Origin of the sequence: Bordetella saccharivorans (genome assembly GCF_045862855.1) — a bacterium.
GTDB classification, from domain to species: Bacteria; Pseudomonadota; Gammaproteobacteria; order Burkholderiales; family Burkholderiaceae_B; genus Bordetella_A; species Bordetella_A petrii_F.
This window is the reverse complement of the sequence record NZ_BAAFZO010000001.1, coordinates 149,860-173,790: the sequence shown is the minus strand read 5'-3', so window position 1 is coordinate 173,790 and position 23,931 is coordinate 149,860. Positions and strand designations below refer to the sequence as shown.

24 protein-coding genes and 1 tRNA gene are annotated in these 23,931 nt (G+C 69.1%); 13 read left to right on the top strand and 12 right to left on the bottom strand.

Annotated features, from left to right (window positions below):
- Positions 1-30 precede the first annotated feature (30 nt).
- Positions 31-1,485, bottom strand: coding sequence for a phospholipase D-like domain-containing protein (locus ACKTT0_RS00820; RefSeq protein WP_407847322.1), 1,455 nt, complete (start codon positions 1,483-1,485; stop codon positions 31-33).
- A 171-nt stretch (positions 1,486-1,656) separates the two neighbouring features.
- On the opposite strand from ACKTT0_RS00820, the gene ACKTT0_RS00815 reads away from it, so the two are divergent.
- Positions 1,657-1,732 (top strand) — tRNA-His (locus ACKTT0_RS00815).
- Between the two features lie 214 nt (positions 1,733-1,946).
- Here ACKTT0_RS00815 and ACKTT0_RS00810 read toward each other — a convergent pair.
- Positions 1,947-2,726 carry an IclR family transcriptional regulator gene (locus ACKTT0_RS00810; protein WP_407847320.1) on the bottom strand — a complete coding sequence of 260 codons (780 nt, stop codon included), beginning with the start codon at positions 2,724-2,726 and terminating at the stop codon, positions 1,947-1,949.
- Positions 2,727-2,894: 168 nt separating this feature from the next.
- On the opposite strand from ACKTT0_RS00810, the gene ACKTT0_RS00805 reads away from it, so the two are divergent.
- The 10 genes from ACKTT0_RS00805 to ACKTT0_RS00760 all read left to right on the top strand — a co-directional run bounded on the left by ACKTT0_RS00805 (position 2,895) and on the right by ACKTT0_RS00760 (position 13,092).
- Positions 2,895-4,649, top strand: coding sequence for an FAD-dependent oxidoreductase (locus tag ACKTT0_RS00805; RefSeq protein ID WP_407847318.1), 1,755 nt, complete (start codon positions 2,895-2,897; stop codon positions 4,647-4,649).
- Between the two features lie 38 nt (positions 4,650-4,687).
- Positions 4,688-5,464 (top strand): SDR family NAD(P)-dependent oxidoreductase, encoded by a 777-nt coding sequence (locus ACKTT0_RS00800; protein ID WP_407847316.1) that lies wholly within the window; start codon positions 4,688-4,690, stop codon positions 5,462-5,464.
- Between the two features lie 48 nt (positions 5,465-5,512).
- Positions 5,513-6,706, top strand: coding sequence for an ABC transporter substrate-binding protein (locus ACKTT0_RS00795; protein ID WP_407847314.1), 1,194 nt, complete (start codon positions 5,513-5,515; stop codon positions 6,704-6,706).
- A 70-nt stretch (positions 6,707-6,776) separates the two neighbouring features.
- On the top strand, positions 6,777-7,700 hold the full coding sequence (locus ACKTT0_RS00790) for a branched-chain amino acid ABC transporter permease (protein WP_407847312.1): 924 nt from the start codon (positions 6,777-6,779) through the stop codon (positions 7,698-7,700).
- A complete protein-coding gene (locus ACKTT0_RS00785; protein WP_407847311.1) occupies positions 7,697-9,496 on the top strand; it encodes a branched-chain amino acid ABC transporter ATP-binding protein/permease in 1,800 nt (599 codons plus the stop codon). The genes ACKTT0_RS00790 and ACKTT0_RS00785 overlap by 4 nt, the downstream gene beginning before the upstream one ends.
- Before the next feature lie 11 nt (positions 9,497-9,507).
- Complete coding sequence (locus ACKTT0_RS00780; protein ID WP_407847309.1) at positions 9,508-10,218, top strand: ABC transporter ATP-binding protein; 711 nt, start codon at positions 9,508-9,510, stop codon at positions 10,216-10,218.
- Positions 10,219-10,230: 12 nt separating this feature from the next.
- Complete coding sequence (locus ACKTT0_RS00775; RefSeq protein WP_407847308.1) at positions 10,231-11,385, top strand: NADH:flavin oxidoreductase/NADH oxidase; 1,155 nt, start codon at positions 10,231-10,233, stop codon at positions 11,383-11,385.
- A gap of 22 nt (positions 11,386-11,407) precedes the next feature.
- Positions 11,408-12,127 carry an EthD domain-containing protein gene (locus ACKTT0_RS00770; protein WP_407847307.1) on the top strand — a complete coding sequence of 240 codons (720 nt, stop codon included), beginning with the start codon at positions 11,408-11,410 and terminating at the stop codon, positions 12,125-12,127.
- Between the two features lie 51 nt (positions 12,128-12,178).
- A complete protein-coding gene (locus tag ACKTT0_RS00765; RefSeq protein ID WP_407847306.1) occupies positions 12,179-12,415 on the top strand; it encodes a putative hemolysin in 237 nt (78 codons plus the stop codon).
- Positions 12,416-12,495: 80 nt separating this feature from the next.
- On the top strand, positions 12,496-13,092 hold the full coding sequence (locus ACKTT0_RS00760; RefSeq protein ID WP_407847304.1) for a toxin-antitoxin system YwqK family antitoxin: 597 nt from the start codon (positions 12,496-12,498) through the stop codon (positions 13,090-13,092).
- A gap of 65 nt (positions 13,093-13,157) precedes the next feature.
- Here ACKTT0_RS00760 and ACKTT0_RS00755 read toward each other — a convergent pair whose 3' ends face one another.
- The 9 genes from ACKTT0_RS00755 to ACKTT0_RS00715 all read right to left on the bottom strand — a co-directional run bounded on the left by ACKTT0_RS00755 (position 13,158) and on the right by ACKTT0_RS00715 (position 20,423).
- The gene (locus ACKTT0_RS00755; RefSeq protein ID WP_407847302.1) at positions 13,158-14,186 is read right to left on the bottom strand and encodes a MerR family transcriptional regulator; all 1,029 of its coding nucleotides are present in this window, start codon (positions 14,184-14,186) and stop codon (positions 13,158-13,160) included.
- Positions 14,187-14,279: 93 nt separating this feature from the next.
- Entirely contained in the window at positions 14,280-15,437 is a 1,158-nt protein-coding gene (locus ACKTT0_RS00750; protein WP_407847301.1) for a thiolase, read from the bottom strand.
- Positions 15,434-15,838, bottom strand: a complete 405-nt coding sequence (locus ACKTT0_RS00745; RefSeq protein WP_407852358.1) for a Zn-ribbon domain-containing OB-fold protein — start codon at positions 15,836-15,838, stop codon at positions 15,434-15,436. The genes ACKTT0_RS00750 and ACKTT0_RS00745 overlap by 4 nt, the downstream gene beginning before the upstream one ends.
- Positions 15,838-16,302, bottom strand: a complete 465-nt coding sequence (locus ACKTT0_RS00740) for a MaoC family dehydratase (RefSeq protein ID WP_407847299.1) — start codon at positions 16,300-16,302, stop codon at positions 15,838-15,840. The genes ACKTT0_RS00745 and ACKTT0_RS00740 overlap by 1 nt, the downstream gene beginning before the upstream one ends.
- Positions 16,303-16,349: 47 nt before the next feature.
- Entirely contained in the window at positions 16,350-17,315 is a 966-nt protein-coding gene (locus ACKTT0_RS00735) for an NAD(P)H-dependent flavin oxidoreductase (protein WP_407847297.1), read from the bottom strand.
- Position 17,316: 1 nt separating this feature from the next.
- Entirely contained in the window at positions 17,317-17,997 is a 681-nt protein-coding gene (locus ACKTT0_RS00730; protein WP_407847296.1) for a 3-oxoacid CoA-transferase subunit B, read from the bottom strand.
- Positions 17,981-18,661 carry a 3-oxoacid CoA-transferase subunit A gene (locus ACKTT0_RS00725; protein WP_407847295.1) on the bottom strand — a complete coding sequence of 227 codons (681 nt, stop codon included), beginning with the start codon at positions 18,659-18,661 and terminating at the stop codon, positions 17,981-17,983. The genes ACKTT0_RS00730 and ACKTT0_RS00725 overlap by 17 nt, the downstream gene beginning before the upstream one ends.
- Positions 18,662-18,675: 14 nt before the next feature.
- On the bottom strand, positions 18,676-19,575 hold the full coding sequence (locus ACKTT0_RS00720) for an SDR family oxidoreductase (protein ID WP_407847293.1): 900 nt from the start codon (positions 19,573-19,575) through the stop codon (positions 18,676-18,678).
- A 26-nt stretch (positions 19,576-19,601) separates the two neighbouring features.
- Positions 19,602-20,423, bottom strand: coding sequence for an enoyl-CoA hydratase (locus tag ACKTT0_RS00715; RefSeq protein ID WP_407847292.1), 822 nt, complete (start codon positions 20,421-20,423; stop codon positions 19,602-19,604).
- A 217-nt stretch (positions 20,424-20,640) separates the two neighbouring features.
- Here ACKTT0_RS00715 and ACKTT0_RS00710 point away from each other — a divergent pair, with 217 nt between their 5' ends.
- Together ACKTT0_RS00710 and ACKTT0_RS00705 are read left to right on the top strand one after the other, a co-directional pair.
- A complete protein-coding gene (locus tag ACKTT0_RS00710; RefSeq protein ID WP_407847291.1) occupies positions 20,641-21,486 on the top strand; it encodes an IclR family transcriptional regulator in 846 nt (281 codons plus the stop codon).
- Between the two features lie 228 nt (positions 21,487-21,714).
- Positions 21,715-22,698 (top strand): Bug family tripartite tricarboxylate transporter substrate binding protein, encoded by a 984-nt coding sequence (locus ACKTT0_RS00705; RefSeq protein ID WP_407847290.1) that lies wholly within the window; start codon positions 21,715-21,717, stop codon positions 22,696-22,698.
- A 16-nt stretch (positions 22,699-22,714) separates the two neighbouring features.
- Here ACKTT0_RS00705 and ACKTT0_RS00700 read toward each other — a convergent pair whose 3' ends face one another.
- A complete protein-coding gene (locus tag ACKTT0_RS00700) occupies positions 22,715-23,923 on the bottom strand; it encodes an aromatic ring-hydroxylating oxygenase subunit alpha (protein WP_407847289.1) in 1,209 nt (402 codons plus the stop codon).
- Positions 23,924-23,931: the final 8 nt, after the last annotated feature.

Here is a 23,931-nt window from a genome sequence, read left to right as displayed (position 1 = left end):
GGCGGCCGGGCTGGTAGATGCCGCTGCCGCCTACAGGTACGGCGACGCCAGCCAGATGATCTTGTTGCGCAGGCGCTTGGCGAACGGCTGGCTGTATAGATGTTCCAGCGTCACCAGCCGCGCATTGGCGATGTGGCCGTCGATGCGCGCCGCGATCCAGTCGGCCAGCGCGCGGTCGTAGACCTCCGTGTCCAGCTCGAAATTCAGGCGCAGGCTGCGCGGATCCAGGTTCGATGAGCCGACGTACGACCAGGCCCCGTCGATGGTCATCAGCTTGGAATGGTCGAACGGGCCGGACGCCCGCCACACGCGGCAGCCGGTGCGCACGATCTGGTCCAGCTGCGCGTTCATGGCGTAGTTGACCAGCCGCAGGTTGTTGCGGCCCGGGATCACGATGTCGACCGTGATGCCGCGTCGCGCCGCCGTCGCCAGGGCGCCGATCAGCGGCTGGTCGGGCAGGAAGTAGGGCGATTGGATGCGCACGTGGCGCTGCGCCACGGCCAGCGCGCCCAGCAGCATGTTGCGGGTGCTGACCACGGCCCGGTCGGGGCCGGAAGGCACGCAGCGCATCGGGACGGTGCCGGGCGCCGGCACCGGCGGGGGAAACCACAGCGCGCCGTCCAGGGTCTCGTGCGTGGTGAAATTCCAGTCGTGCGCGAACACCGACATCAGCTGCGCCACGATCGGGCCCTCGAGCTGGAAGTGGACGTCGCCATTGGTGTCGTCGCCGGCCAGCGCGCGCACGAAGGCCGCGCGCACGTTCATGCCGCCGGTGAAACCGATGCGGCCGTCCACCACCAGGATCTTGCGGTGGCTGCGCAGGTTGGCGTACGGCATGCGCATGATGCCCAGCGGGTTGGTCATGAAACGCGCGGTGCGCACGCCGCCGCGCTGCAGCCGGCGGATGATGGAGGGGCGCGAATACTTGCTGCCGATGGCGTCGATCAGCACGCGCACCTGGACGCCGCGCTCGTGCGCCTCGATCAGCGCCTGCGCCACTTCGCGGCCGATCGCATCGCTGTCGAAGATGTAGCTCTGCATCGCGATGCAATGGCGCGCCGCGCGGATGGCCTGGATCATGGCCGGGTAGGTTTCGTCGCCGCCGGCCAGCGGCCGCACGATGTTGCCGCCCAGCAGCGGAAACCGGCTGACCCGGTCGCCCAACGTCTTCAGCGAGGCGAACTGGACGGCGGAATAGGGCACCACGTCGTCGACCGGCGCCTGCGCATGGCCGGCGTAGGTCAGCATGGCCTCGTCACGCTGCTGCGATACGCGGGTGTGATGGATGCGGTTCACGCCCGCCACGAAATAGAACAGGGCGCCGAACAGCGGCGAGAACAGCGCGACCCCGACCCAGCCGATGGCCGCGCGCACGTCCTGCTTGGTCATCGCCGCATGCACCGCCGCGCCGGTGCCGGCCACCACGCTGACGCCGAAGACCAGGTGCGGCCAATATTCGTTCAGAAGCTCGTGGAAGCGATCCATATTTATTTATAGAAGCCCGTATGAGTCGCGCCGGCCGCGCCCCAGCACGCGGCGGCGGATGCGCCAGGATAGCAAGGCGCGGCCCGCTGGGGAACGGTTCTCCGCGGCTGGCCGGCGAGGCGGCAGGCCGGAAAAAATATGCTAGAATGCGGCCTCTTTGCAGTAGCAACGGTGGCTGTAGCTCAGTTGGTAGAGTCCCGGATTGTGATTCCGGTTGTCGTGGGTTCGAGTCCCATCAGCCACCCCACTAAACTGCTTCGAAATCAAAGACTTACGCCGCTCATTCGAGCGGCGTTTTTCTTGGCGGTTTGAGATTGGCCGAAAATCGCACGTCACGCCGGTGCGATATCCGGCGTCGTAGACGGCGGCTCAGCTTGCATCAAGATAGAGCGCCATTGCTTCTGGCGTGCGCACGTTCTGCGGTGTCGTAAGTGCGGGCACGCAATTTGGCCATAGCCGCCTCACTCCCCCCGATACCCCAGCCGGCGCGAGACTTCCAGCGCACAGGCGCGCAGCGGCCGCGCCACGGCGCCGTCGAAGTCGCTGTCGAAAGTTGCCGACGGTCCCATGACGAGAATGCCCAGCGCCAAGTGGCCGGCCGAGTCGAACACCGGCGCGCACAGGGCGTCGATGCCGGGGATGGGCTGGCTCAGCGAGCGCGACATGCCGTGGCGGCGCGTTTCCGCCAGGGCGGCCTCGAAGGCTTCGGTACTGATGCTCACCCGCGCGCCGCTGCGCGCGCCGGGATAGGCGCGGTCTTCCTGCAGGGCGCGCTCGACGATCTTGTGCGGCAAATAGGCCGCGAACAGCCGGCCGGTCGCCGTCGTCGTCAATGCCATCACGGTGCCCGTGCGCAGGTTCACGTGCATGGGCTCGATCGGCTCTTCCAGGCGCACGATGGTGGGGCCCAGGTTGCCCCAGACGGCCAGCGCCACGCTCTGGCGGGTCTCGGCGGCCAGGGGCTCGATGAACTGCGTGGCTTCCTTGACCGGGTCCAGGCGCTGCAGGCGCGCGAACCCCAACTGCAGGGCGAGCGGCCCGAGCTCGTAGTGTCCGGCATCGTTCTGCGTGACGAAGCCCACCTTCAGGAAACTCACCATGTAGGGGTGCGCCTTGCCGGTCGTCATGCCGGCGGCGCGAGCCAGGTCTTTCAGCGCGATGGGGGGCACATGGCGCGCCAACTGCAGCAATAAGGCGCTGCCTATTTCTACGGATTGGATGCCGCGCCGGTTTTTTTCCATGGGCGAGTCTACAGCCTGTTTTTCGAGAGTCATCGGCATAGGGTAAACCACGACATTAACGGATGCATTCGTCTAATACGTACGATTCGATACTATCATACGCATTGACAATTATCAGATGATCGGTTCAGAATGATCCGGCACATCAAAAAAAGGCGGAGGCATGGCATGGCGCAAGAGGACGTTGCGGTAGACGTGCTGGTGGTGGGCACCGGCGCATCCGGCATGGCGGCGGCGGTCACCGCGGCCTCGCAGGGGCTGAAGGTGCTGGTGGTGGAGAAGGAGAGCCGCTACGGCGGGACGACGGCGCGCTCCGGCGGCTGGCTGTGGATTCCCGGCACGCACCTGGCCACCGAGCAGGGCATCCATGAGCCCGCCGGCGCGGCCAAGGAGTATTTGCGGCACGAGGCGACCACGCATTTCGACGAGGCGCGGGTCGACGCCTTCCTGGAGAACGGGCCCAGGGCCATCGAGTTCTTCACGCGCAACACCTGCGTGCAATTCGACATGCCGGCGGTGTTTCCCGACTATCACGCGGAAGCGGTGGGCGGACAGCCCGGCGGGCGCTCGATGGTGACGCGCCCGTTCGACGGGCGCGAGCTCGGGCCGCGCGTCAAGCAGCTGGCGCCGGCGCTGCCGGAGCTGACGGTGTTCGGCATGATGCTGGGCTCGGGGGCCGAGATCAAGCATTTCATGCGGGCCTTCAAGTCGCCCACGTCGTTTGGCTATGTGGCCAGGCGCCTGGCGCGGCACTTCCTGGACGTGCTGTGCTACGGCCGCGGCATGACGCTCACCAATGGCAATGCGCTGGCGGGCCGCCTGGCCAAGGCCGGCATGGACCTGGATATTCCGGTATGGCTGTCCGCGCCGGTCACGCGCCTGCTGTTCGAGGATGGCCGCGTGACCGGCGCGATCGTGCGGCGCGAGGGCCGCGAGCAGCAGGTGCGCGCCTCGGCCGGCGTGGTGCTGGCTTGCGGCGGTTTTCCCTACGACATCGAACGGCGCCGCACATTGTTCCCGCATGCGCCGACCGGCCAGGAGCACTTCTCGCCGTCACCCGCGACCAACACCGGCGACGGCTTGCGCCTGGCCGAGTCGGTCGGCGGCGTGGTGGACGGCACCATCCCGCATGCCGCGGCCTGGGTGCCCACCTCGGTCACCGCGCGCCCGGATGGCAGCGCGGGCGTCATGCCGCATTTCATCGACCGCGCCAAGCCCGGCGTCATCGCTGTGACGACCGAGGGCCGTCGCTTTACCAACGAAGGCAATTCCTATCACGACTTCGTGCAGGCGATGGTCGCCGCGTGCCGCGGCAAGCCGGAGGTAACGGCCTGGCTGCTGTGCGACCACAGGGCCCTGCGCAACTACGGCCTCGGTTGCGTGGCGCCATTCCCGATGCCGATCGGCCGCCACCTGAAGTCCGGCTATCTGAAGCGCGGCGACAGCGTGGCGGAACTGGCGGACAAGATCGGCGTAGATGCCGCCACCCTGCAAGCGACTATCGAGGAATTCAACGCCGGGGCCCGGCGCGGCGAGGACCCGGCGTTCGGCAAGGGCAGCAAGGCCTACAACCGGTACCAGGGCGACGCCAGCGTGACGCCCAATCCCTGCCTGGCGCCGCTGGAGCGCGGGCCTTACTACGCGATCAAGCTGGTGGTGGGCGACATCGGCACCTTCGCGGGCCTGGTGACGGATGCGCGCACGCGCGTGCTCGACGCGCAGCGCCAGCCGATCCCGGGGCTGCACGCGGTGGGCAACGACGCCGCCAGCGTGATGGGCGGCAATTATCCGGGCGCGGGCATCACGCTGGGGCCGGCGCTGACCTTCGGCTATATCGCCGGCATGCAGCTGGCGGCCGCCGCCCGGGCGCGCGCCGCGCAGGGCGAACCCGCGATGGCCGCGACCGCGGCCGCAATGGCGTGAATACCGCTGCCAGACGCGCACATCACCAGGAGGACTGCATGCATTATCCCGACACCATCGCGCCGCCGCTCTTGCCAGGCAGGCTGGCCCTGGTGACCGGCGCGGGCCAGGGCAATGGCCGCGCCATTGCCCTGGGGCTGGCGCAAGCCGGCGCCCGCGTCATCGTGACCGATATCAATGCCGCCGCCGTGGAAGAAACCGCCGCGCAGGTGCGCGCCGAGGATGGCGCGGCCTGGGCGTTCCCCCTGGACGTGACTTCGGCCGAGGCATGCCGGACGCTCGCCGCGCGGGTGGGCGCCGAGATCGGCGCGGTGGACCTGCTGGTCAACAACGCCGGCATCATCATCCGCGAGAACACCAGCAGCCCCCGGGCCAGCGCGAACTGGAAAGCGACGCTGGACGTCAACGTGCACGGCACCTTCAATGTGACCCACGCCTGGCTGCCCGCCCTGCGCGCCACGCGCGGCTGCATCGTCAACCTGGCGTCGATCGCGGCCTATGCGGGACAGGCGGGCAGCCTGGGCTATTCGCCTTCCAAGGGCGCCATCAAGATGTTCACGCAGTCGCTGGCGGCCGAGCTGGCGCCGCAGGGCGTACGGGTCAATGCGCTGGCGCCGGGCGTGATCGCCACGCCCATGACGGCGGCCACCCGCGAAGACCCGGACCGGCTGGCCGCGTTCATGACGCGCATTCCGATGGGACGGGTCGGCCAGACCGACGACCTGGTCGGGCCGTTGATTTTCCTTGCCTCCGACATGGCGCGTTATGTGACGGGCGTGACGCTGCCGGTGGATGGAGGCTTCCTGGCGGTCTGAGCCGTCCGCCCGCAATCGCCCGCATAGCCATAATCACCAGGAGACAACATGAGGCTTAAACATCTGTATCTGGCCTTCGCGGCCACGATGGCGCTGGCCGGGGCCGGCGCCTGCGCGCAGGACATCAAGTTCGGCTACAACGGCGACCTATCGGCGTCGCCCTCGGCGCAGAGCGGCCAGGCCGCCGTGCTGGGCATGGCGGCCGCCATCGAGGACATCAACGCCGCGGGCGGCCTGCTGGGCCGCAAGATCACGCTGGTCACGCGCGACGATGTCTCGGCGCCGCCGAAGTCCATCCAGAACATGAGCGACCTGATCGACAACGAGGGCGTGGTGGCGGTATTCGGCCCGACCAATTCGGGCAACGCCATGGCCTGGAAGCACATCGCCAACCGCAAGAAAATCCCGGTCATGGGCAACGTGGGGTCGGGCACCGACATCACCAAGCCGATGCGGCCGAACGCCGACAACTACATGTTCCGCGTTTCCATGGTGGACCGGGAGCAAGTGGCTGCGTTGATGGCCTACGTGAAGAAAAACGGCGAGAAGTCCAAAGTGGTCGGCCTGATGGCCGAGACCACCGGCTACGGCCAGGGCGGCATGAAGGACATGCAGGAGATCGCCAAGCTGCAAGACATCGAGATCGCGGCGACCGAGCATTTCGGCGTGGGCGACACCGACATGACTTCGCAACTGAACAAGATGAAGGCCGCCGGGGTGGATACGCTGGTGGTGTGGGCCCAGGGCACGCCCAACGCCCAGCTCATCCGCAGCATGGAGAAGATCAACTATTTCCCGCTCACGCTGACCTCCTGGGCTTCGGACAACATCACTTTCTACGACGCGGCCGGCAAGGAGTTGTCGGAGAAGCCGATATTCATGCGCACGGTGAGCGACAAGCGCACGGCGGAACAGCAGAAGCTCTATGACCGCATCGGCGCCAAGCTGCGCGCGCCCAGCTCGTTCTCGTTTGCGCTGCACGGCTATGACTCGGTGCTGCTGGTGGCCGCCGCCATCCGGCAGGCCGGCGGCACCGACGGCCCGGCCGTGCGCACGGCCCTGGAGGACCTCGAGGAGCCGGTCGACGGGCTGCTGAAGAACTACGACAAGCCGTTCAGCAAGACCAACCACGAGGCGCTCACTGCCAAGGACCTGGTCTGGATACGCTGGAAGGACGGCAAGCTGGCGCCCTACAGCGACGCGCTGACCGAATCGCTGACCCCGGCCGACTTCAAGCAGTAGGCCGGCGCGGCGCACGAACGATAAACGCGGCGCGCACCCCGGGGCGCGCGCCGCGAGCGGAGACATCATCATGGCAGAAGCGCTCTTGCAGGCGATCATCAGCGGCCTGGCCGTGGGCGGCGCCTACGCCCTGGTGGCGCTGGGCTTCAGCATCACCTTCACCACCACCAAGACTCTCAATTTCTCGCACGGGGAGTTCGTGTCGATCGGCGCCTTCGCCGGCATGAGCGCGCTCTTCCTGATGCTGGGCATCCCCGTCACGGCCACCAGCTTCGGCGGCGCGCTGCCGTCGGCCACGGCGCAACTGCTGGCGCTGGCGGGCGTGCTGGCGGCGATGGGCGCCCTGGGCTGGCTGCTCTACCTGGTCGGGGTCCGGCCATTCGCGGGCCGGCCGGGCATGGCCTGGGTGATGAGCACGCTGGGATTCGGGGTGGTCCTGCAGAGCATCGGGCTGGCGATCTGGGGGCCCAAGCCCGTGGTCGTGCCCTCGCCGGTGGGCGATACGGTCATCCGCTACCTGGGCGTGGGCGTGCGGCCTCAGGAACTGCTGACGCTGGGCGTGGCGATCGCGGTGATGATCCTGTTCGAGCGGGTCATGAACCACACCATGGTGGGCAAGGCGATGCGCGCGGTGGCGGCCAACGGCAACGTGGCCAGCCTCATGGGCATCAATACCCAGGCCATGATGATCGGCGCCTTCGTGGTCAGCTCGGCCCTGGCCGGCCTGTCGGGTTTCCTGCTCGCGCCGATTGCGCAGGCCTCGCTGTTCATGGGGCTGGCGGTGGGCCTGAAGGGTTTTTCGGGCGCCATGATCGGCGGGCTGGGCAACCCGCGCGGCTGCGTAATCGGCGGTTTCGTGCTGGGCGTGTTCGAGTCGCTGGTGAACCTGTGGCATGCCCAATGGCGCGAAGTGGCGGTGTTCGCGCTGGTGATCCTGGTGCTTGCCTTCCGTCCCACGGGCCTGTTCGGCCGCAAACTGGTGGAGAAGGTATGACGCGAGGACGCCATCTGGCCGCGGTGGCGCTCGCCGCCGCCGTGCTGAGCGGGCTGGCCGCGCTGCTGGCCAATGACTACTACCTGCGGATCGCCTTCATGATCTGCGTGTACTACCTGTGCGCGGCCGGCATGAATGTGCTGGTGGGCTATGCCGGACAGAAATCGCTGGGCCAGGCGGGGCTGTTCGCGGCCGGCGCGTATGCCGTGGCGCTGCTGACCACCTGGTACGAACTCGACCCCTGGCTGGCGCTGGCGCTGGCCGCCGTGGTGGCCGGCTTGTGCGGCGTGCTGATCGCGCTGCCGTCGTTGCGGGTGAAGGGGCCCTATCTCGCCATGGTGACGCTCGCCTTCGGCATCGTGGTCGAGAAACTGGTGGCGGAATGGACCGACGTCTTCGGGGGCGCGCAGGGCATCTACGGCATCCAGCCGCTGACCTGGAACGGCGAACCGTTCGACATGCGCCAATGGGTCTGGTTCGGCATCGTGATGTGCGCCGTCACGCACCTGCTGCTGCGCAACTTGCTGTGCGGGCGCTTCGGGCGCGCGCTGCACTCGCTGCAGGCCGACGAGATCGCCGCGGCCTCGGTGGGCGTGCGCGTGTACCGGGCCAAGGTCATCGCCTTCGTGATTGCGGCCGTTACCTGCGGCATCGCCGGCGCCATGGTGGCGCAGCAGAACCAGTACATCAATTCCGACTTCATTACCTTTCACCTGTCGATCTTCATCCTGCTGCTGGTGCTGTTCGGCGGCTCGGGCACACAGGCCGGACCCCTGGTGGGCGCGGTGATCCTGACGGTGACCGACGCCATGCTGGCGCGCTGGCCGTCGGTGCAGCACTTCCTCTATGGCTTCCTGCTGCTGTTCGCCCTGTATGTCATGCCGGGCGGCGTGGTGGGCATGGCGGCGCGCTGGCGGCCCCGCCGCGCGCGCCCCGCAGGCGCGCCGCCGGTCGATGCCGCGCCGCCCCTGCGCGAGCCGGGCGCCGGGCCGCTGCTCACCGTCACGGAGGTCAGCAAGGCCTATGGCGGCGTCAAGCCCGCCAACAAGGTGTCCTTCCAACTGCAGCGCGGGCATATTCATGCGCTGATCGGCCCCAACGGCGCCGGCAAGAGCACCATGATCAACATGCTCAGCGGCGTGGTGGTGCCCGACCAGGGATCCATCCAGTTCATGGGGCGCGAGTTGGCCGGGCTGCCGGTCCACCGCATCTGCCAGCTCGGCATGGGCCGGACCTTCCAGAACCTGCGGCTGTTCGGCGAGCTGTCGGTGCTGGACAACGTCATGCTGGGCCACCACAGCCGCATGCGCAATGGCTTCTTCAGCTCGCTGGCGGCCTTGCCCGACGCCCGCCGCCAGGAGCAGGCGACGCGCCGGCGCGCGTACCAGTTGCTGCGCTTCGTCGGCCTGGCGGAGCTGGCCGGGCAGCCCGCCGGCAGCCTGCCATACGGCCTGCAACGCCGCGTGGAACTGGCGCGCGCGCTGGCCACCGAGCCGCACCTGCTGTTGCTGGACGAGCCGGCGGCCGGCCTGAACCCCCAGGAAACCGCCGAGCTGGGCGAGCTGCTCGCGCGCATCTGCCGCTGCGGCGTGACCATCCTCATGGTGGAGCACCACATGGACCTCGTGATGTCGGTGTCCGACCATGTGATCGTGCTGGATTACGGCGTGAAGATCGCCGAGGGCAAGCCGGCCCAGGTGCAGGCGGACCCGCGCGTGGTCACGGCATATCTGGGCGTGGACGACGAGGCCGACCCCGCCGGCGGCGCGCCACTGCCGGCCGGCGCGCCCGCCTGATGGAGACGACGATGCTGAAACTTGAATCCGTCCGGGTGCGCTATGGCGCCATCGAGGCCGTCAAGGGCGTGGACCTGGAAGTGCGCGCGGGCGAGGTGGTGACCATCATCGGCGCCAATGGCGCCGGCAAGAGCACGCTGTTGAAGGCGATCTGCGGCCTGGAGCCGCTGGCCGGCGGGCGCGTGCTGTTCCAGGAACGGGACTGCACGCGGCTGGCGCCGCACAAGCGCGTCGCGCTGGGGATCGCCATGTCGCCCGAAGGGCGGGGGGTGTTCGCCGACCAGACCGTGCTGGAAAACCTCATGCTCGGCGCCTATGGCCTGCGCGACCGCAAGCAGGCGGTGGCCGCGGCAATCGAGCGCGAGTTCGCGCGTTTCCCGCGCCTGCGCGAACGGCGGGATCAGCTGGCCGGCACGCTGTCGGGCGGCGAGCAGCAGATGCTCGCCATTTCGCGGGCGCTGATGAGCGAGCCGCGCATGCTGCTGCTGGACGAGCCGTCGCTGGGCCTGGCGCCGCTGGTCATCAAGGACATCTTCGCCGCCATCAGGCAACTGCGCGAAAGCGGCCTGACCATCCTGCTGGTGGAGCAGATGGCCAAGCAGGCGCTGGGCGTGGCGGATCGCGCCTATGTGCTCGAGACCGGCCTGATCACCCTGGCCGGTTCGGGCCGCCAGCTCCTGGACGACCCCAAGGTCCGGGCCGCCTATCTGGGCGCGCACTGAAGGAGGGCGCCGATGACCGCCGCTTCCCGCCTGTTTTCCCCGTTGCGCATCCGCGGCCTGGGACTGCCCAACCGCATCGTCATTTCGCCGATGTGCCAGCACGCCGCCACCGGCGGGCACGCGACCCCCTGGCACCTGGTGCACCTGGGCAAGTTCGCGCTGGGCGGCGCGGGACTCATCCTGACCGAAAGCACCGCGGTCGATCCCCGCGGGCGCATCGGCAGCGCCGACCTGGGCTTGTGGCAAGACAGCCAGGTGGAGGCGCTGCGGCCCGTGGTGGAGTTCGTGCACGAGCAGGGCAGCGCGTTCGGCGTGCAATTGGCGCATGCCGGCCGCAAGGCGGGCAGCCAGCCGCTGTGGGAGGGCGGCGCGGCGCTGACCCCGCAAGAGATGGCGCGCGACGGCCTGCCCTGGCGGCGGCTCGGGCCGAGCGCGCGCGCCGCCGGGCCGGGCTGGTCCGTGCCCGACGCCCTGGACGAAGCCGGCATCGAGGCGATCATCGAGGCTTTCGGCGCTGCCGCGGCGCGCGCCGACCGCGCCGGCGTGGATGTGATCGAGCTGCATTTCGGGCATGGCTACCTGGTTGCGGCGTTCCTGTCGCCGCACGCCAACCGGCGCGCGGACCGCTGGGGCGGGCCGATCCAGAACCGCATGCGCCTGGCGCTGGCCATCGCCGCGCGCGTGCGCGCCGCCTGGCCGGCCGGCAAGCCGCTGTTCGCCCGGCTGTCCGCCGTGGACGGCAGCGTGGGTGGGTGGGGCCTGGACGACTCCGTGCTGCTGGCGCGCGAGCTGGCCGCGCTGGGAGTCGATGTCATCGATTGTTCGTCGGGCGGCCTGACCGAGGAAACCCGGGCGCTGCCGGTGCCGCGCGGGCTTGGGTTCCAGGTGCCGTTCGCCGAACACATCCGCGCGCAGGCCGGCGTCATGACCCAGGCCGTGGGCATGATCGTCGACGCCGCGCAGGCCGAGGACATCATCGCGCGGGGCCGCGCAGATCTGGTGGCGATCGGCCGCGAGGCCTTGTTCGACCCCTACTGGCCGCGCCATGCCGCCCGCGCGCTGGGCGCGGACCCCGATTTCCGGCTGTGGCCGCTGCGCCATGGCATCTGGCTGCGCAAGCGCGCGCCGGCCCTGGCGCAGGCGCGCTCCCCGGCCACCGGCGCGTGATTCATCGACGAGGAGATTTGCGATGGTTTTCCGGATGGGCTTGATCCGCAAGCGGCCTGATTGGACGCAGGTGGCGTTCGAGCGGCATTGGCGGGACGTGCACGGGCCGCTGGCGCGCGCCTTGCCGGGCCTGTGTTCCTATTGGCAGAACGTGGTCACCGAGCGCGCGCAGCGCGGCATCGATTATGCGCGCGGCCCCTGGGACTTCGACGGTTTTTCGCAGCTGCGTTTCGACGGCGGCGGGGCGGCCTTGCCCGATGGTGCGCCGGCCGGCGCACTGGCGGCCGACGAGCGGCATTTCCTGGGCGACCTGCATATCCTCACCGTGCAGCCGACCGAGGTGGTCGCGCCGCCGTCCGCGCCCGCGCGCGCCGGCCTGCTGAAGCGGATGTCGCTGCTGCGCCGGCGCGACGACATGGACGAAGCCGCGTTCCGGCGCGAATGGCGCGCGCATGCGGAACATGTATGCGAAATGCCGGGCGTGGCGGGTTATCGGCAGAACGTCGTGCTGGCGCGCGAACGGGTCAAGGGCCAGGCATGCGACTATGCCGGCCTGCCGATCGACGGCATCGTCGAGTTGTGGTTCGAAGACGCAGCCAGGCTTGAAGCGGCGTTCCGCGGCGACCGGGGGCGGCGCACCATGGCCCATGCCCGGACCTTCCTGGCCGAGATCACGGTCTTCGCCGTGCGCGAGCGCGATGTGCTGGCCGATTCCGGCGCGCCGCGCGCGGGCGCCGCATGAACGCGTGCGGGCAGGACGGGTAAACTGGGCCTTCACCGATACGGAGGGCCTATGAACAAGATCGCTATCGCCGCCACGGCGCTGCTGGCCACGGGGTGCGCGAATTCGTCGGGGGACTCCCCCCAGCCGATCGGCATGCCGAACCCGGCCTCGGCCTATTGTGTCGAGCGCGGCGGCAAGCTGGCCATCGAGGACCGCGCGGGCGGCCAGGTGGGCATCTGCACGCTGCCCGACGGCACGCGGATCGAGGAGTGGGAGCTGTATCGCCGCGACCATCCCGCCAAGTAGGCGCCGTGTCGTGTTGCGGCGCAGGCGTTCCAATTTACCGCTGCCCAGGCATGCCCGGCCTGATAGAGGAGAGACTGACCATGATGCGCATGTTGTCCTGCCTGCTGGCGCTCGCCATCGCCGCGTTGCCGGTGTTGGCGCGCGCGGAGTCCGATCCGGCCCTGGCCGGCCAGAGCGTGACCCGCGAGATCGACGGCGGCCAGCAGACGCGCGAATACGCGCGCAATGGCACCCTGATCTACGAGGTGATCGAGCGTGAGGTGCGGCGCGACGGGACCAAGATGACCCAGGCCATCGAGCGCGAGTGGCAGGACGACGGCACACCCGTGCGCGAACAGGAGTTCCTGGCGGGCCGGGAAATGCGCGGCACCCTGTGGTACATGAACGGCAAGGTCAAGGAAAAGCGGGTCGACCAATCCATCCATGCCCCGCGCGGCACGCCGGGCACCTACGTGGAACGGTTTTCGGACATGGGCGTGCTGCAGTCGGCGGGCGTGTTCCAGGGGCAGTTCCGTCACGTCGGGGTGCACCGGTATTACGACGAGGCGGGCAAGCTGGCGCGCGAGGTCACCTACGGGCCCGACGGCGTGCAGCGCTCCAGCAAGACTTTCGATGGCGGCGCGGCCGCGGCGGCGACGGTAGAGTACTATCCCGACGGCTCGCGCAAGCTGCCCTGACGGCCGGCGCCGGGAGCGCCGATCGCGGCGGACCGCATGGTCGCGGGCCCGCCGCATGCCGTCATTCAATGCGCCGGCGCCAGCCCGGCCATTGCCGCCCGCACGAAACCCAGCAGGCTGTCGCTGGCCCAGGTGCCCGCCATCAGCTCCGGCTCGTTCAGCAGCGCTTGCCGGAACTTCGCGTGCGTGGCCGGGTCTGCGCCGGCATAGCTCTTGAACAAATCCAGCCAGCGCCGCGCCAGCGCCTGGCCCTCGGGCGAGCCGGGCGCCGTGCCCGCCTCGAGCGCGTCGCGCACGTCGGCCATCAGTTGCGGCCATTCCGCCGCTCGCTGCCCGTAATGGGCGCGCATGTAGCGGGACTCCTCCGGCGTCAGGTACTGCTCGTAGATGCGCAGCTTGCTTTCCGAGAAGGCTTGCAGCACATAGTCGCGCATGGCCGGCGAAATGCCCAGGTGCGTCTGCAGGGCCGGCTCGCGCTCGTGCATCTGGTTCAGCTTGACGAGCAGGCGCGGATCGCCATCGGTGTCGCGCACCAGTTGCGTCATCCAGCGCACCGCCAGGTCGCGCGCCGGCGCGGCCTCGGGGGCGGTGCCGGCCTGCATCAGCTCGCGCGCTTCGCCGGCCAGGGCCATCCAGGCGGCGTCGCCCGTCGGGCTGCTGCGATACATGGGCAGGCGCGTGAGCTCGTCGGGGGAAAAATACTTGTCGTACACAGTCATCAACTCCAGTGTGGTGAGCCAGTCGCCCAAGTCCGGTTCCGCGCCTTCGACCAGTTGGCCGTGCAGCTGGGCAAGGCGCGCGCGCAGCCTCGCGGCCTGCCCGATCTGCCGATCGAGCAGGCTGATCTGCCTGGCGACGATGTCGGCCAGCGGAGGACTCGGGCCATCCAGGTAAGCGCCGATCTCGGCCAGCGACAGCCCGAAGCGGCGCAGCGCCTGGATCCGGTGGAGCCGTGCGATGTCGTCGCGACCATACAGCCGATAGCCGTTCCCGGCGCGCGCCGAGGGTGTCAGCAGGCCGATCGCATGATAGTGGTGCAGCGTGCGGACGGTGAGTCCGCTACGCTTGGCCAGTTCTCCTACTTTCAGTTGCATGGCGCCTCCGTTCATTGCGCACTCCGAAGTGTGAGGCGTAACGTTACGTGAGGGTCAAGCACCCGGGCAACCGCGGCGCCGGCAGCGGCCGCCTCAGATGGTCGACGGCCCGCCCAGGATCACCGTGTACTGCGACGACAGCACCCCGCCATTGCCGTGCGCCAGCGCGACTTCCGCGCCCTGGACCTGGCGCTGGCCGCACTGGCCGCGCAGTTGGCGGACCGCCTCGATCAGCAGGAAAATGCCGTACATGCCGGGATGGCAGTACGACAGGCCGCCGCCATTGGTGTTGACCGGCAAGGCGCCGCCCGGCGCGATGCGGCCGTTGCCGACGAAGGCGCCGCCTTCCCCCTTGGCGCAAAAGCCCAGGTCTTCCAGGAACAGGATCGTGTTGATCGTGAAGGCGTCGTACAGCCCGACCACATCGATATCGGACGAGGTCAGGCCGGCCTGCGCGTAGGCCAGCGAACCGGATACGCGCGCGCCGGTATTGACCAGGTCCGGCATGTTGGAGATGGTCTGGTGCGTGGTGCAGTGGCCCGCGCCCAGCAGATAGACCGGCGGCTGCGCGAGGGCCCGCGCGCGCGCCGGGGTGGTCAGCACCACGGCGCCGCCGCCGTCGGACACCAGGCAGCAGTCGCGGATAGTCAGCGGATGGCTCACCATGCGCGAGGCCAACACGTCATCGACTGTCAGCGGCGTCTTTTCCCAGGCAGCGGGGTTCAATAGCGCCCATTGCCGCGCGGCCACGGCGACCTCGGCCAGCTGTTCGCGGGTGGTGCCGAATTCGTGCATGTGGCGGGCGGCCGCCAGGGCGTAGGCGGTGGGGGGCAGGAACGGCTTGAACGGCGATTCGTAGGGGTTCCATTCGGCGCGGCTGGTGTTCTTGCGGCCCAGCGAGCGCTGGGTGCTGCCGTAGGCGACCACGGCGACTTCGCACAGGCCGGCGGCGATCGCGGCCTCGGCCCGCGCCAGGTGGCCCATGAACGACGATCCGCCCGTCGAGGTCGAGTCGATGTAGGCCTCGGGCAGGGCCAGGTATTCGGCCAGCGCCAGGCCCGCCAGGCGGCTCTGGCTGGTGGCGCAGAACAGGCCGTCCACGTCGCGGATGGACAGGCCGCAGTCGTCGAGGGCGCGGTAGACGCCCTGCGCCATCAGGTCGATGGCGGACCAGGCGTCGCCCACGGCGCCCAGGTCGGATTCGGCGGCGCCCGCCACGACGGCGCGGCCGGGTTTGAAATCAGCACTCATTGCGCGGGCTCCAGCAGCGTGAACACGGGAATCGGATCGTCCAGCCCTTCCTCGGCGACAGCCTGGAAGCGCACGCGCTGGCCGATGGCCACGCGCGCCGGGTCGGCGAGGACGACGCGGCTCATCATGCGGAAGCCCTCGTCCAGGTCGATCAGCGCCACGTTGTAGGGGTCGCCCTTGCGGGGGTACACCACGGACGTGCTGTACACGGTGCCGAGGCCGGCGCTGATGCGCCATTCCAGGCAGTCCTGGCCGGAATAGGGGCAGCGCACGCGCGGGAAGAACACCGCGCGCCCGGCCGCCGGGCTGAACTGATAGGCCAGCTGGCCGGCCCGCAGGTGGCGCACGTAGCGCGCATAGGGCGCGTCGCCGCCCGGGGCATCATCGTGTCGTGCGTGCATCACTTGCCCTTTTCATACATCAGGTTGAGGGTTTCGGCGACCATCACGGGGCGCTCCTGGCCCTCGCGGTACATGGTGTTGCCGTAGGTCAGGCGCACGCCGCCCTCCATGCGCTCGAACGCCACCAGGCTGCGCTCCAGCCGGATGCGCGCGCCCACTTGCACCGGCGCGGTGAAGCGCACCTTGTTCGAGCCGTAGTTGATGCCGCGGCCGCGCTCGCGTACCTGGACGATCTCGCCGCCCATGCCGGACATGAGCGAGAAGGTCAGCATGCCGTGGGCGATGGTCTTGCCGTCGGGCAGCTCGCGCCGCGCGCGCGCCACGTCCACATGGATCCAGTTGTGGTCGCCCGAGATGCGGGCGAAGTCGTCGATCATTTCCTGGGTGATTTCCACCCAGTCGGTCCGGCCCAGGATCTTGCCCACATGGGCTTCCAGGTCGTAGGGGGTATCGAGAGTCAGCATCGGCTTGCCTTGCAGAAGAGGGCGTCCCTTGCGCGGGACGCGCCGGGTTACAGGACGGACGCCAGGCGTCCGGCGACCAGCGCATGCGCCTGGTCGATCATGCGGCGCACCAGTTCGCCGCAAGTGGGCACGTCGTCGATCAGGCCCTGGATCATGCCGACCGTCCAGATGCCGCCTTCGACGTCGCCGCTTTCATACACGCCGCGGCCCTTGGCGCCGGCCACCAGCGGGCCGATGCGGTCGATGCCGGCGCCCGCCGCTTCCAGCTCGACGACCTGGCCGGACAGGGCGTTGCGCCAGACGCGGCTGGTATTGCGCAGGCTGCGCAGGATCAGCCGGGTGTCGGTCTCGCTCGAGCGCGTGATGGCCTCCTTGATGGCCGGATGCACCGGCGATTCCTGGGTGCACATGAAGCGCGTGCCCATGTTGATGCCCTCGGCGCCCAGCGCCAGCGCCGCCACGAGGCCGCGGGCGTCGCCGAAGCCGCCCGAGGCGATCACGGGAATATCCACCTGCGCCACGGTGGCGGGAATCAGGATCAGGCCGGGAATGTCGTTCTCGCCGACATGGCCCGCGCATTCGAAGCCGTCGATGGAGACGATGTCGACGCCGATCTCCTGCGCCTTGCGGGCATGGCGCGGCGTGGTGCATTTGTGGATCACGCGCACGCCGGCGGCCTTCAGCGCCGGCAGGTGCTCGTGCGGGTTGTTGCCCGCGGTTTCGACGATCTTGACGCCGGCGTCGATGATGGCGTCGCGGTACTCGGCATAGGGCACCGGCTTGAGAGTGGGCAGGAACGTGAGGTTCACGCCGAACGGCCGGTCTGTCATGCCGCGCACGCGGGCGATTTCGCGCCGCAGCGCCTCCGGGCTGGGCTGCGTCAGCGCCGTCAGGATGCCGAGGGCGCCGGCGTTGGAGATGGCCGCGACCAGTTCGGCGCGGGCCACCCACTGCATGCCGCCCTGTACGATGGGGTGCTCGATGCCGAGCAGGCGGGTAACTGCGGTTTGCAACTTATTCTCCTAGGACGGGGGGGCGGTACACCGACCAGTCGGTGGCCAGGGTCAGCGGGGCGCCGGTGACCGCCTGCAGGTCCGGCAGGGTCCATCCTTCGGCCATGCGCCGCACGACCAGTCCGGCGGCGGTAACGTCGATGACGGCCAGGTCGGTGTAGACGCGGTCGACGCAGCCCGGCGCGGTCAGGGGGTAGGCGCACTGCTCCAGGATGCGCGGCCGGCCGTCCTTGGTGCAGTGCTCCATCAGCACCCACACCTGCTCGGCGCCGGCGGCCAGGTCCATGGCGCCGCCCACGCCGGGGATCTGGTCCGGCGCGTCGACGGTCCAGTTGGCCAGGTCGCCGTTGGCCGCTACCTGGAAAGCGCCCAGGCAGGCGATCTGGATGTGCCCGCCGCGGATCATCAGGAACGATTCGCTGTGGCTGAATACCGAGGCGCCCGGCAGCAGCGTGACGGGGGATTTGCCGGCGTTGATGACGTCATAGTCTTCTTCGCCCGGCGCGGGCGCCGGACCCAGGCCCAGCAGGCCTTGTTCGCTGTGCAGCATCAGCTCGCGGCCGGCCGGCACGTAGTCAGCGATCAGCGTGGGCAGGCCGATGCCGAGGTTCACGCAGGCGCCGTCCGGAATGTCGTGCGCGGCGACGCGGGCAATGTCCTGGCGGCTAAGCTTGGCGCTCATGGGGCACCTCCACTAAACGGTCCACGAATACTCCCGGGGTGATGATGTGTTCCGGATCGAGCGCGCCCAGCGGCACGATCTCGCGCACCTGCGCGACCACCAGCCGGGCCGCGCCGGCCATCACGGGGTTGTTGATGCGGGCGCCGCGGTGGTACACCAGGTTGCCCCAGCGGTCCCCGCGCAGGCCCTTGAGCAGGGCGACGTCGCCCTTGATGGGCGCTTCCAGGACGTAGGCCTGTCCGTCGATGACGCGGGTCTCCTTGCCTTCGGCCAGACGGGTGCCGGCGGCCGTGCGGGTGTAGAAGCCGCCGATGCCCGCCGCGCCGGCACGGATGCGCTCGGCCAGCGTGCCCTGCGGCACCAGTTCCAGCTCGATCTTGCCCGCGCCGTAGAGCTCGTCGAAGATCGTGCGGCCTTTCAGGCCGCGCGGAAAGGAACACACCACCTTGCGGATGCGGCCGGCGCTCATCAATTCGGCGACGATGTCGTCGCCCACCGTGGCATTGTTGGCGACGACGGTCAGGCCGCGGACGCCGGCGTCGAGCAGCGCCTCCATGAGGTCGGCCGGACGGCCGGACGAACCGAAGCCGCCGACCAGGATGACGGAGTCATCCTTGATCCCGGCCACCGCTTCGGCCAATGAATCTACACGCTTGTCAATCACGGCTGGCTCCGGAGTCAGTCGAGGTCATGGCCTTTCATGTCGACGTTGCGCCGGGCCCGGTGGGCCAGGTCGCGCATGACCGGGCCGATCCGCGACACATCGTCTATCGGGTCCGCGGCCGGGCCGCGGCGCCAGCCTTCCATCGCCGCCAGGTGGCCGCCGCCCAACTCGAAGACGCGGCCGGTGACGTCCTGGCTGTCGGCGCTGGCCAGCCACACGACGCCGGGCGCGATCCAGCGCGGGTGGCGCGCGGCGATTTCCTCGGCGGAGCGTTCGCGGATGCCCTCGGTCATGCGGGTCTGGGCGTGCGGATTGATGGCGTTGACCGTGACGCCGTAGCGCTTCAGTTCACGGGCCGCGATGATGGTCATGGCGGCGATGCCGGCCTTGGCCGCGCCATAGTTGACCTGGCCGATATTGCCGTACAGCCCCGATGACGAGGACGTGTTGATGATGCGGGCGTTGACCGGCTCGCCGGTCTGCTTGTAGAGGTCGCGCCAATAGGCGGCGGCGTGGCGGCTGGGGGCGAAAGTGCCCTTCAGGTGTACGTTGATGACGGCGTCCCATTCCTGCTCGCTCATGTTGCACAGCGTGCGGTCGCGCAGGATGCCGGCGTTGTTGACCAGCGCGTGGAGGGCGCCGAAATGCTCGATCGCCGCCTGCACCATGCGCGCGGCGCCGGCAAAGTCGGCCACGTTCTCGTGGTTGGCGATGGCCTGGCCGCCCGCGGCGACGATCTCGCGCGCCACCGCCTCGGCTGTGCTCTCGCCAGTGTCCTCGCCCGAGCGCGATACGCTCAGGTCGTTGACGACCACGCGAGCGCCTTGCGCGGCCAGTTGCAGCGCGTATTCGCGGCCGATGCCGCGCCCGGCGCCGGTCACGATGACGACGCGGTCTTCACATAGTCTGGGCATGATGTCTCCTTGAGAATGGATGGCGGTCAGTCCGCGCCGCGGCCGCCGGCCGCGCTCGGACGCTGGAATACGGGAGGGCGCTTTTCCATGAAGGCGCGCACGGCTTCCTTGTGGTCGGCGCTGTCGACGCAATCGACATGGCGGGCGCATTCGCGCTCCAGCATCTCGGCCAGGCCGAGCGCCAGGCCGTCGTTCAGGTTCGCCTTGATATGGCCCAGCGCCGGCTGCGGACCATTGGCGAGCGCCCGCGCGATGGCGGCCACCTCGGTTTCGAGCCGGTCGGCGCTGAACAGCTCGTGCAGCAGGCCCAGCGCCAGCGCCTGGCCGGCCGGTACCAGCGGCGAGCGCAGGTAGAGCTCGCGCGCCCGGGCCGGCCCGACGATGCGGGGCAGGAAGTAATGGCCGCCGAAGTCGCCGGAGGCCCCCACGTTGGCGAAACCGGTGCGCAATTTCGCGGTGGGGTCGCCATAGCGCAGGTCGCAGGCCAGCGCCAGCGACAGCCCGGCGCCGACCGCCGCGCCGCGGATCATCGCGATGGTGGGCTTGGGCATGTAATGCAAGTGTTCGACGACGCGGGTGCGCGCCCGCAAGGCGGCGATCCGTTCCGGCCGCGGGGCCGGCGGCTCGCCGGCCTGCCGGTTCATGCGGGCCACGTCGCCGCCGGCGCAAAACGCCGGGCCGGCGCCGGCCAGCACGACGGCGCCGACCGCATCGTCGCGTCCGGCGGCCTCCAGGGCCCGCAGCAGCGCGGCGTACAAGTCCGGGCTGAGCGCGTTGCGGCGTTCGGGACGGTTGAGCGTGAGCCACAGCACGCCTGCTTCCGTCCTGGTGATCAATTCCTGCTGCATGTCGTTTCCGTTGCGGGCCGCGAGGGTTCGTATATTGCGGGCTTTTGGCCCTCGCGACGGCTCCCGTGCGCCGGCCGGGCGCGGAAATCAGTCCATACTATGAACTCCGGCTTTTCCTTTCCATGGGAAATGCACACAATCTGTCCAATACCAACGTCCAATATGCAGACGTCCAGGCGCCGCGTGCTGGCTCATGCGCGCCGCGGAGGAGACATCGATGACCGCATCCAGCCCGGCCGCCGCCAAGGCGGCCCCCGGCACCCAGTCACTGCAGCGCGCCATTGCGCTGTTGCGCATCATTGCCGTGAACAACCGCAGCGGCAGCCGGCTGGTCGAGTTGTACCGGCGCACCGGCCTGGAACGTCCGACGGTGCATCGCCTATTGCAGGGCATGGTGGCGGAAAAGCTGGTCCGCCAGGATTCGGCGTCCAAGCGTTATTACCTGGGTAGCCTGGCGTACGAACTGGGCCTGGCCGCCGCGCCCAAGGTGGCGCTGCGCGACATCTGCCTGCCGTACCTGGATGCCATCGCCGAGCACACGGGCGACACGGTGTTCCTGACGGTCCGCTCCGGGTTCGACGGGATCTGCGTGGCGCGCGCCGACGGCTCGTTCCCGATCAAGATGTTCGTCCATGACGTCGGCCGGCATCGCCCGCTGAACGTGGGCGCCAGCGGCCTGGCCCTGATGAGTGCCTTGCCCGACGAGGAAATCGACCGCATCTGCCGCATCAATGTAGAGCGCACGCGCCGCAAGAACCCGCGCTTTACCGAGGCCGCCCTGCGCGCCAGCATAGAGAGCACGCGGCGCCGCGGATACGCCACCAACAAGGTGATGGACGAGCCGCCGGTGCATTCGGTCGGCATGGTGATCCGCTCGCCCGACGGGACGCCCGCCGCCGGAGTGAGCGTGTCGACGCTGGCTTCGCGCCTGGCGCAGAACCGCCTCGAGATGGTGGTGCGCTGCTTGAGCGACGCGGTGTCGTCCATCGAGGCCGAGTTGCGCAACCAGGTGGATCGCGACCGCGTGCCGTACGCCATGCCGACGCTGGCGCTGGTTTCCTGAGCGGGCGTATTGCCCCATGACGTCCAGAATACGGACGGCAACGGCAGGGAGGCCGCGCCCGACGCGATCGCCCAGCGCAGGAATTCCATAGCGTGGACCTGAATCTGCGCGCCGGCGCTGGCGCCGGGCCTGGCTAGCCGATGGGCGCACTTAGACTGCGGACAACTCGAGCCAGGGCGGTGTCCTGGACTCGCAGTGAATATCCGCACAGTCTGAGGAGACACGTCCATGTTGAACCTGCATTGCATTGGCGCCCGGCTGGCCGGCGGCCTCGCCGCGGCGCTGGCCATGGCGGCCCTGGCCGCGCCGGCCCTGGCCGAATACCCCGACCGGCCCGTCCAGTTCGTTTCGCCCTACGCCGCAGGCGGCGCCAACGACTACCTGACGCGCCTGATGGCCCGCTACATGGGCCAGGAAATGAAGGCGAACATCGTGGTCGACAACAAGAGCGGCGCCAACGGCATGATCGGCGCGGCCGCGGTGGCCAAGGCCGCGCCGGACGGCTACACCCTGTTGATGGGCAACAGCGCCACGCACGGCACCAACCCCACGCTGTACAAGAAGCAGCCCTACGATGCGGCCAGGGATTTCACGCCGGTGGCCATGGTGGCATCGGTGCCCATCGTGATGGCGGTCAATGCCGGCCTAGGAGTCGACAGCGTCGCGGAACTGCTGGAGTACGGCAAGCAGCACCGGCTGTCGTTCGGCAGCAGTGGTGTCGGCGGCACCGGCCACCTGACCGGCGAAGCCTTCAAGGCGGCCACCGGGCTGGACATGATCCATGTCCCGTACAAGGGCGACAGCCCGGCCGTGACCGATGCCATGGGCGGCCAGGTGGACCTGGCCTTCGTGGGGACCGCGTCGGCCATCGCCCAGCAGGTGTCGGGCAAGATCAGGATCCTGGCGGTGGCCCATCCGACCCGCACGCGCGCCTTGCCGGACGTGCCCACCATGGCCGAGGCCGGTTTCCCGGGCCTGGAGTTCTCGCAATGGTATGCATTGTTCGCGCCGGCCGGCACGCCCGCTCCCGTGGTCGAGAAGCTGAACCTGGCCAACAAGGCGGCCCTGGCGCTGCCCGCGGTGCAGAAGAGCCTGGATGCCCAGGCCGCCGAGGGCACGTACCGCACGCCGCAGCAGCTCGAGGCTTTCTATCAATCCGAGATCAAGCGCTTCGGCGACCTGATCCACCGGCTCAAGCTTTCGATCGACTGAGCGGCGGCCGTTCGCGCTACATGCTGCAAGCCCGGTGCGGCCGCGCCGCCAGCAGGCCGAGCGCCTGGTCGGGCGGCGCGGCCGGTTCCTGCATGATGCGACGGTACCACTCGTGGAAGTGCTGCATGCCGTCTTCCATGGGCGACTGGTAGGGTCCGGCCTCGTTGACGCCGCGGGCCATGAGGGCCTTGCGTCCGGCGTCCATGCGTTCGGCGATCTCGTCGTCCTCGACGGCGGTCTCCATGTAGGCGGCGCGCTGGGCGTGGACGAAGTCGCGCTCGAAGGCGACGATTTCCTCGGGGTAGTAGAACTCGACCACGTTGAGGGTTTCCTGGGGGCTCTTGGGGTAGAGTGTGGAGAGCACCAGGACGTGGGGGTAGAGCTCGATCATGTGGGTGGGGAAGTAGGTGACCCAGACGGCGCCGAAGTCAGGGGCGTCGCCGGCGCGGTAGTCGAGCACGCGGTCGTGCCACTGCTTGTAGACGTCGGAGCCGGGCTGCGCCAGGGCCTTGTGCACGCCGACGCGCTGCAGGCTGTACCAGTCGGCGAATTCCCAGGCGAGGTCGTCGCAGGTGACGAAGCGTCCCAGGCCCGGGTGGAAGGGGCCGACGTGGTAGTCCTCGAGGTAGACCTCGATGAAGGTCTTCCAGTTGTAGTTGCACTGGTGGACCTCGACGTGGTCGAGGACGTAGTCGCCGAAGTCGAACTCGGGGCGGGCGAACAGCGGGGCGAGGTCGGCGGCGGGGTCGCGCGGTCCCTCGAACAGCAGGCCGTGGCAATCGCGCAGGCGAAAGCGCTGCAGGTTCATGCAGGGGGTGCTGTCGAACTGGGGCGCGCCGAGCAGTTCGCCGCGGTTGTTGTAGGTCCAGCGGTGCAGGGGGCAGACGATGTTGCCGCCGGAGTCCCTGAGGTTGCCGTGGCCGTGGGCGGGGCTGGCGACGTTGCCGGTTTCGCCGCCGAGCATGAGGGCCTGGCGGTGGCGGCAGACGTTGGAGATGAGTTCGACGCCGTGGGGGTTGCGCACGAGCACGCGCCCGCCGTCTTCGTGGGGCAGGGTGCGCCAGTCGCCGACCTCGGGCACCAGCTTCTGGTGGCCGACGTACAAAGAGGATTGCTTGAAGATGAGTTCTTGCTCGCGCGCGAAGCGGGCTTCGTCAAAATAGGCGCTGACGGGTAGCTGGGTCTGCGCGGGCACTACATGCCGCGCGCTGGCGATATCGGTCATGAACCTCT

Excerpts from the sequence above, each read along its gene's own strand:
- ACKTT0_RS00775 (WP_407847308.1), top strand. The coding sequence starts at position 10,231 with ATGACCGCCGCTTCCCGCCTGTTTTCCCCGTTGCGCATCCGCGGCCTG.
- ACKTT0_RS00780 (WP_407847309.1), top strand. The coding sequence starts at position 9,508 with ATGCTGAAACTTGAATCCGTCCGGGTGCGCTATGGCGCCATCGAGGCC.
- ACKTT0_RS00810 (WP_407847320.1), bottom strand. The coding sequence starts at position 2,726 with ATGGAAAAAAACCGGCGCGGCATCCAATCCGTAGAAATAGGCAGCGCC.
- ACKTT0_RS00805 (WP_407847318.1), top strand. The coding sequence starts at position 2,895 with ATGGCGCAAGAGGACGTTGCGGTAGACGTGCTGGTGGTGGGCACCGGC.
- ACKTT0_RS00760 (WP_407847304.1), top strand. The coding sequence starts at position 12,496 with ATGATGCGCATGTTGTCCTGCCTGCTGGCGCTCGCCATCGCCGCGTTG.
- ACKTT0_RS00740 (WP_407847299.1), bottom strand. The coding sequence starts at position 16,302 with ATGCTGACTCTCGATACCCCCTACGACCTGGAAGCCCATGTGGGCAAG.
- ACKTT0_RS00715 (WP_407847292.1), bottom strand. The coding sequence starts at position 20,423 with ATGCAGCAGGAATTGATCACCAGGACGGAAGCAGGCGTGCTGTGGCTC.
- ACKTT0_RS00730 (WP_407847296.1), bottom strand. The coding sequence starts at position 17,997 with ATGAGCGCCAAGCTTAGCCGCCAGGACATTGCCCGCGTCGCCGCGCAC.
- ACKTT0_RS00705 (WP_407847290.1), top strand. The coding sequence starts at position 21,715 with ATGTTGAACCTGCATTGCATTGGCGCCCGGCTGGCCGGCGGCCTCGCC.
- ACKTT0_RS00750 (WP_407847301.1), bottom strand. The coding sequence starts at position 15,437 with ATGAGTGCTGATTTCAAACCCGGCCGCGCCGTCGTGGCGGGCGCCGCC.
- ACKTT0_RS00745 (WP_407852358.1), bottom strand. The coding sequence starts at position 15,838 with ATGCACGCACGACACGATGATGCCCCGGGCGGCGACGCGCCCTATGCG.
- ACKTT0_RS00790 (WP_407847312.1), top strand. The coding sequence starts at position 6,777 with ATGGCAGAAGCGCTCTTGCAGGCGATCATCAGCGGCCTGGCCGTGGGC.
- ACKTT0_RS00820 (WP_407847322.1), bottom strand. The coding sequence starts at position 1,485 with ATGGATCGCTTCCACGAGCTTCTGAACGAATATTGGCCGCACCTGGTC.
- ACKTT0_RS00770 (WP_407847307.1), top strand. The coding sequence starts at position 11,408 with ATGGTTTTCCGGATGGGCTTGATCCGCAAGCGGCCTGATTGGACGCAG.
- ACKTT0_RS00710 (WP_407847291.1), top strand. The coding sequence starts at position 20,641 with ATGACCGCATCCAGCCCGGCCGCCGCCAAGGCGGCCCCCGGCACCCAG.
- ACKTT0_RS00755 (WP_407847302.1), bottom strand. The coding sequence starts at position 14,186 with ATGCAACTGAAAGTAGGAGAACTGGCCAAGCGTAGCGGACTCACCGTC.
- ACKTT0_RS00700 (WP_407847289.1), bottom strand. The coding sequence starts at position 23,923 with ATGACCGATATCGCCAGCGCGCGGCATGTAGTGCCCGCGCAGACCCAG.
- ACKTT0_RS00800 (WP_407847316.1), top strand. The coding sequence starts at position 4,688 with ATGCATTATCCCGACACCATCGCGCCGCCGCTCTTGCCAGGCAGGCTG.
- ACKTT0_RS00765 (WP_407847306.1), top strand. The coding sequence starts at position 12,179 with ATGAACAAGATCGCTATCGCCGCCACGGCGCTGCTGGCCACGGGGTGC.
- ACKTT0_RS00720 (WP_407847293.1), bottom strand. The coding sequence starts at position 19,575 with ATGCCCAGACTATGTGAAGACCGCGTCGTCATCGTGACCGGCGCCGGG.
- ACKTT0_RS00795 (WP_407847314.1), top strand. The coding sequence starts at position 5,513 with ATGAGGCTTAAACATCTGTATCTGGCCTTCGCGGCCACGATGGCGCTG.
- ACKTT0_RS00785 (WP_407847311.1), top strand. The coding sequence starts at position 7,697 with ATGACGCGAGGACGCCATCTGGCCGCGGTGGCGCTCGCCGCCGCCGTG.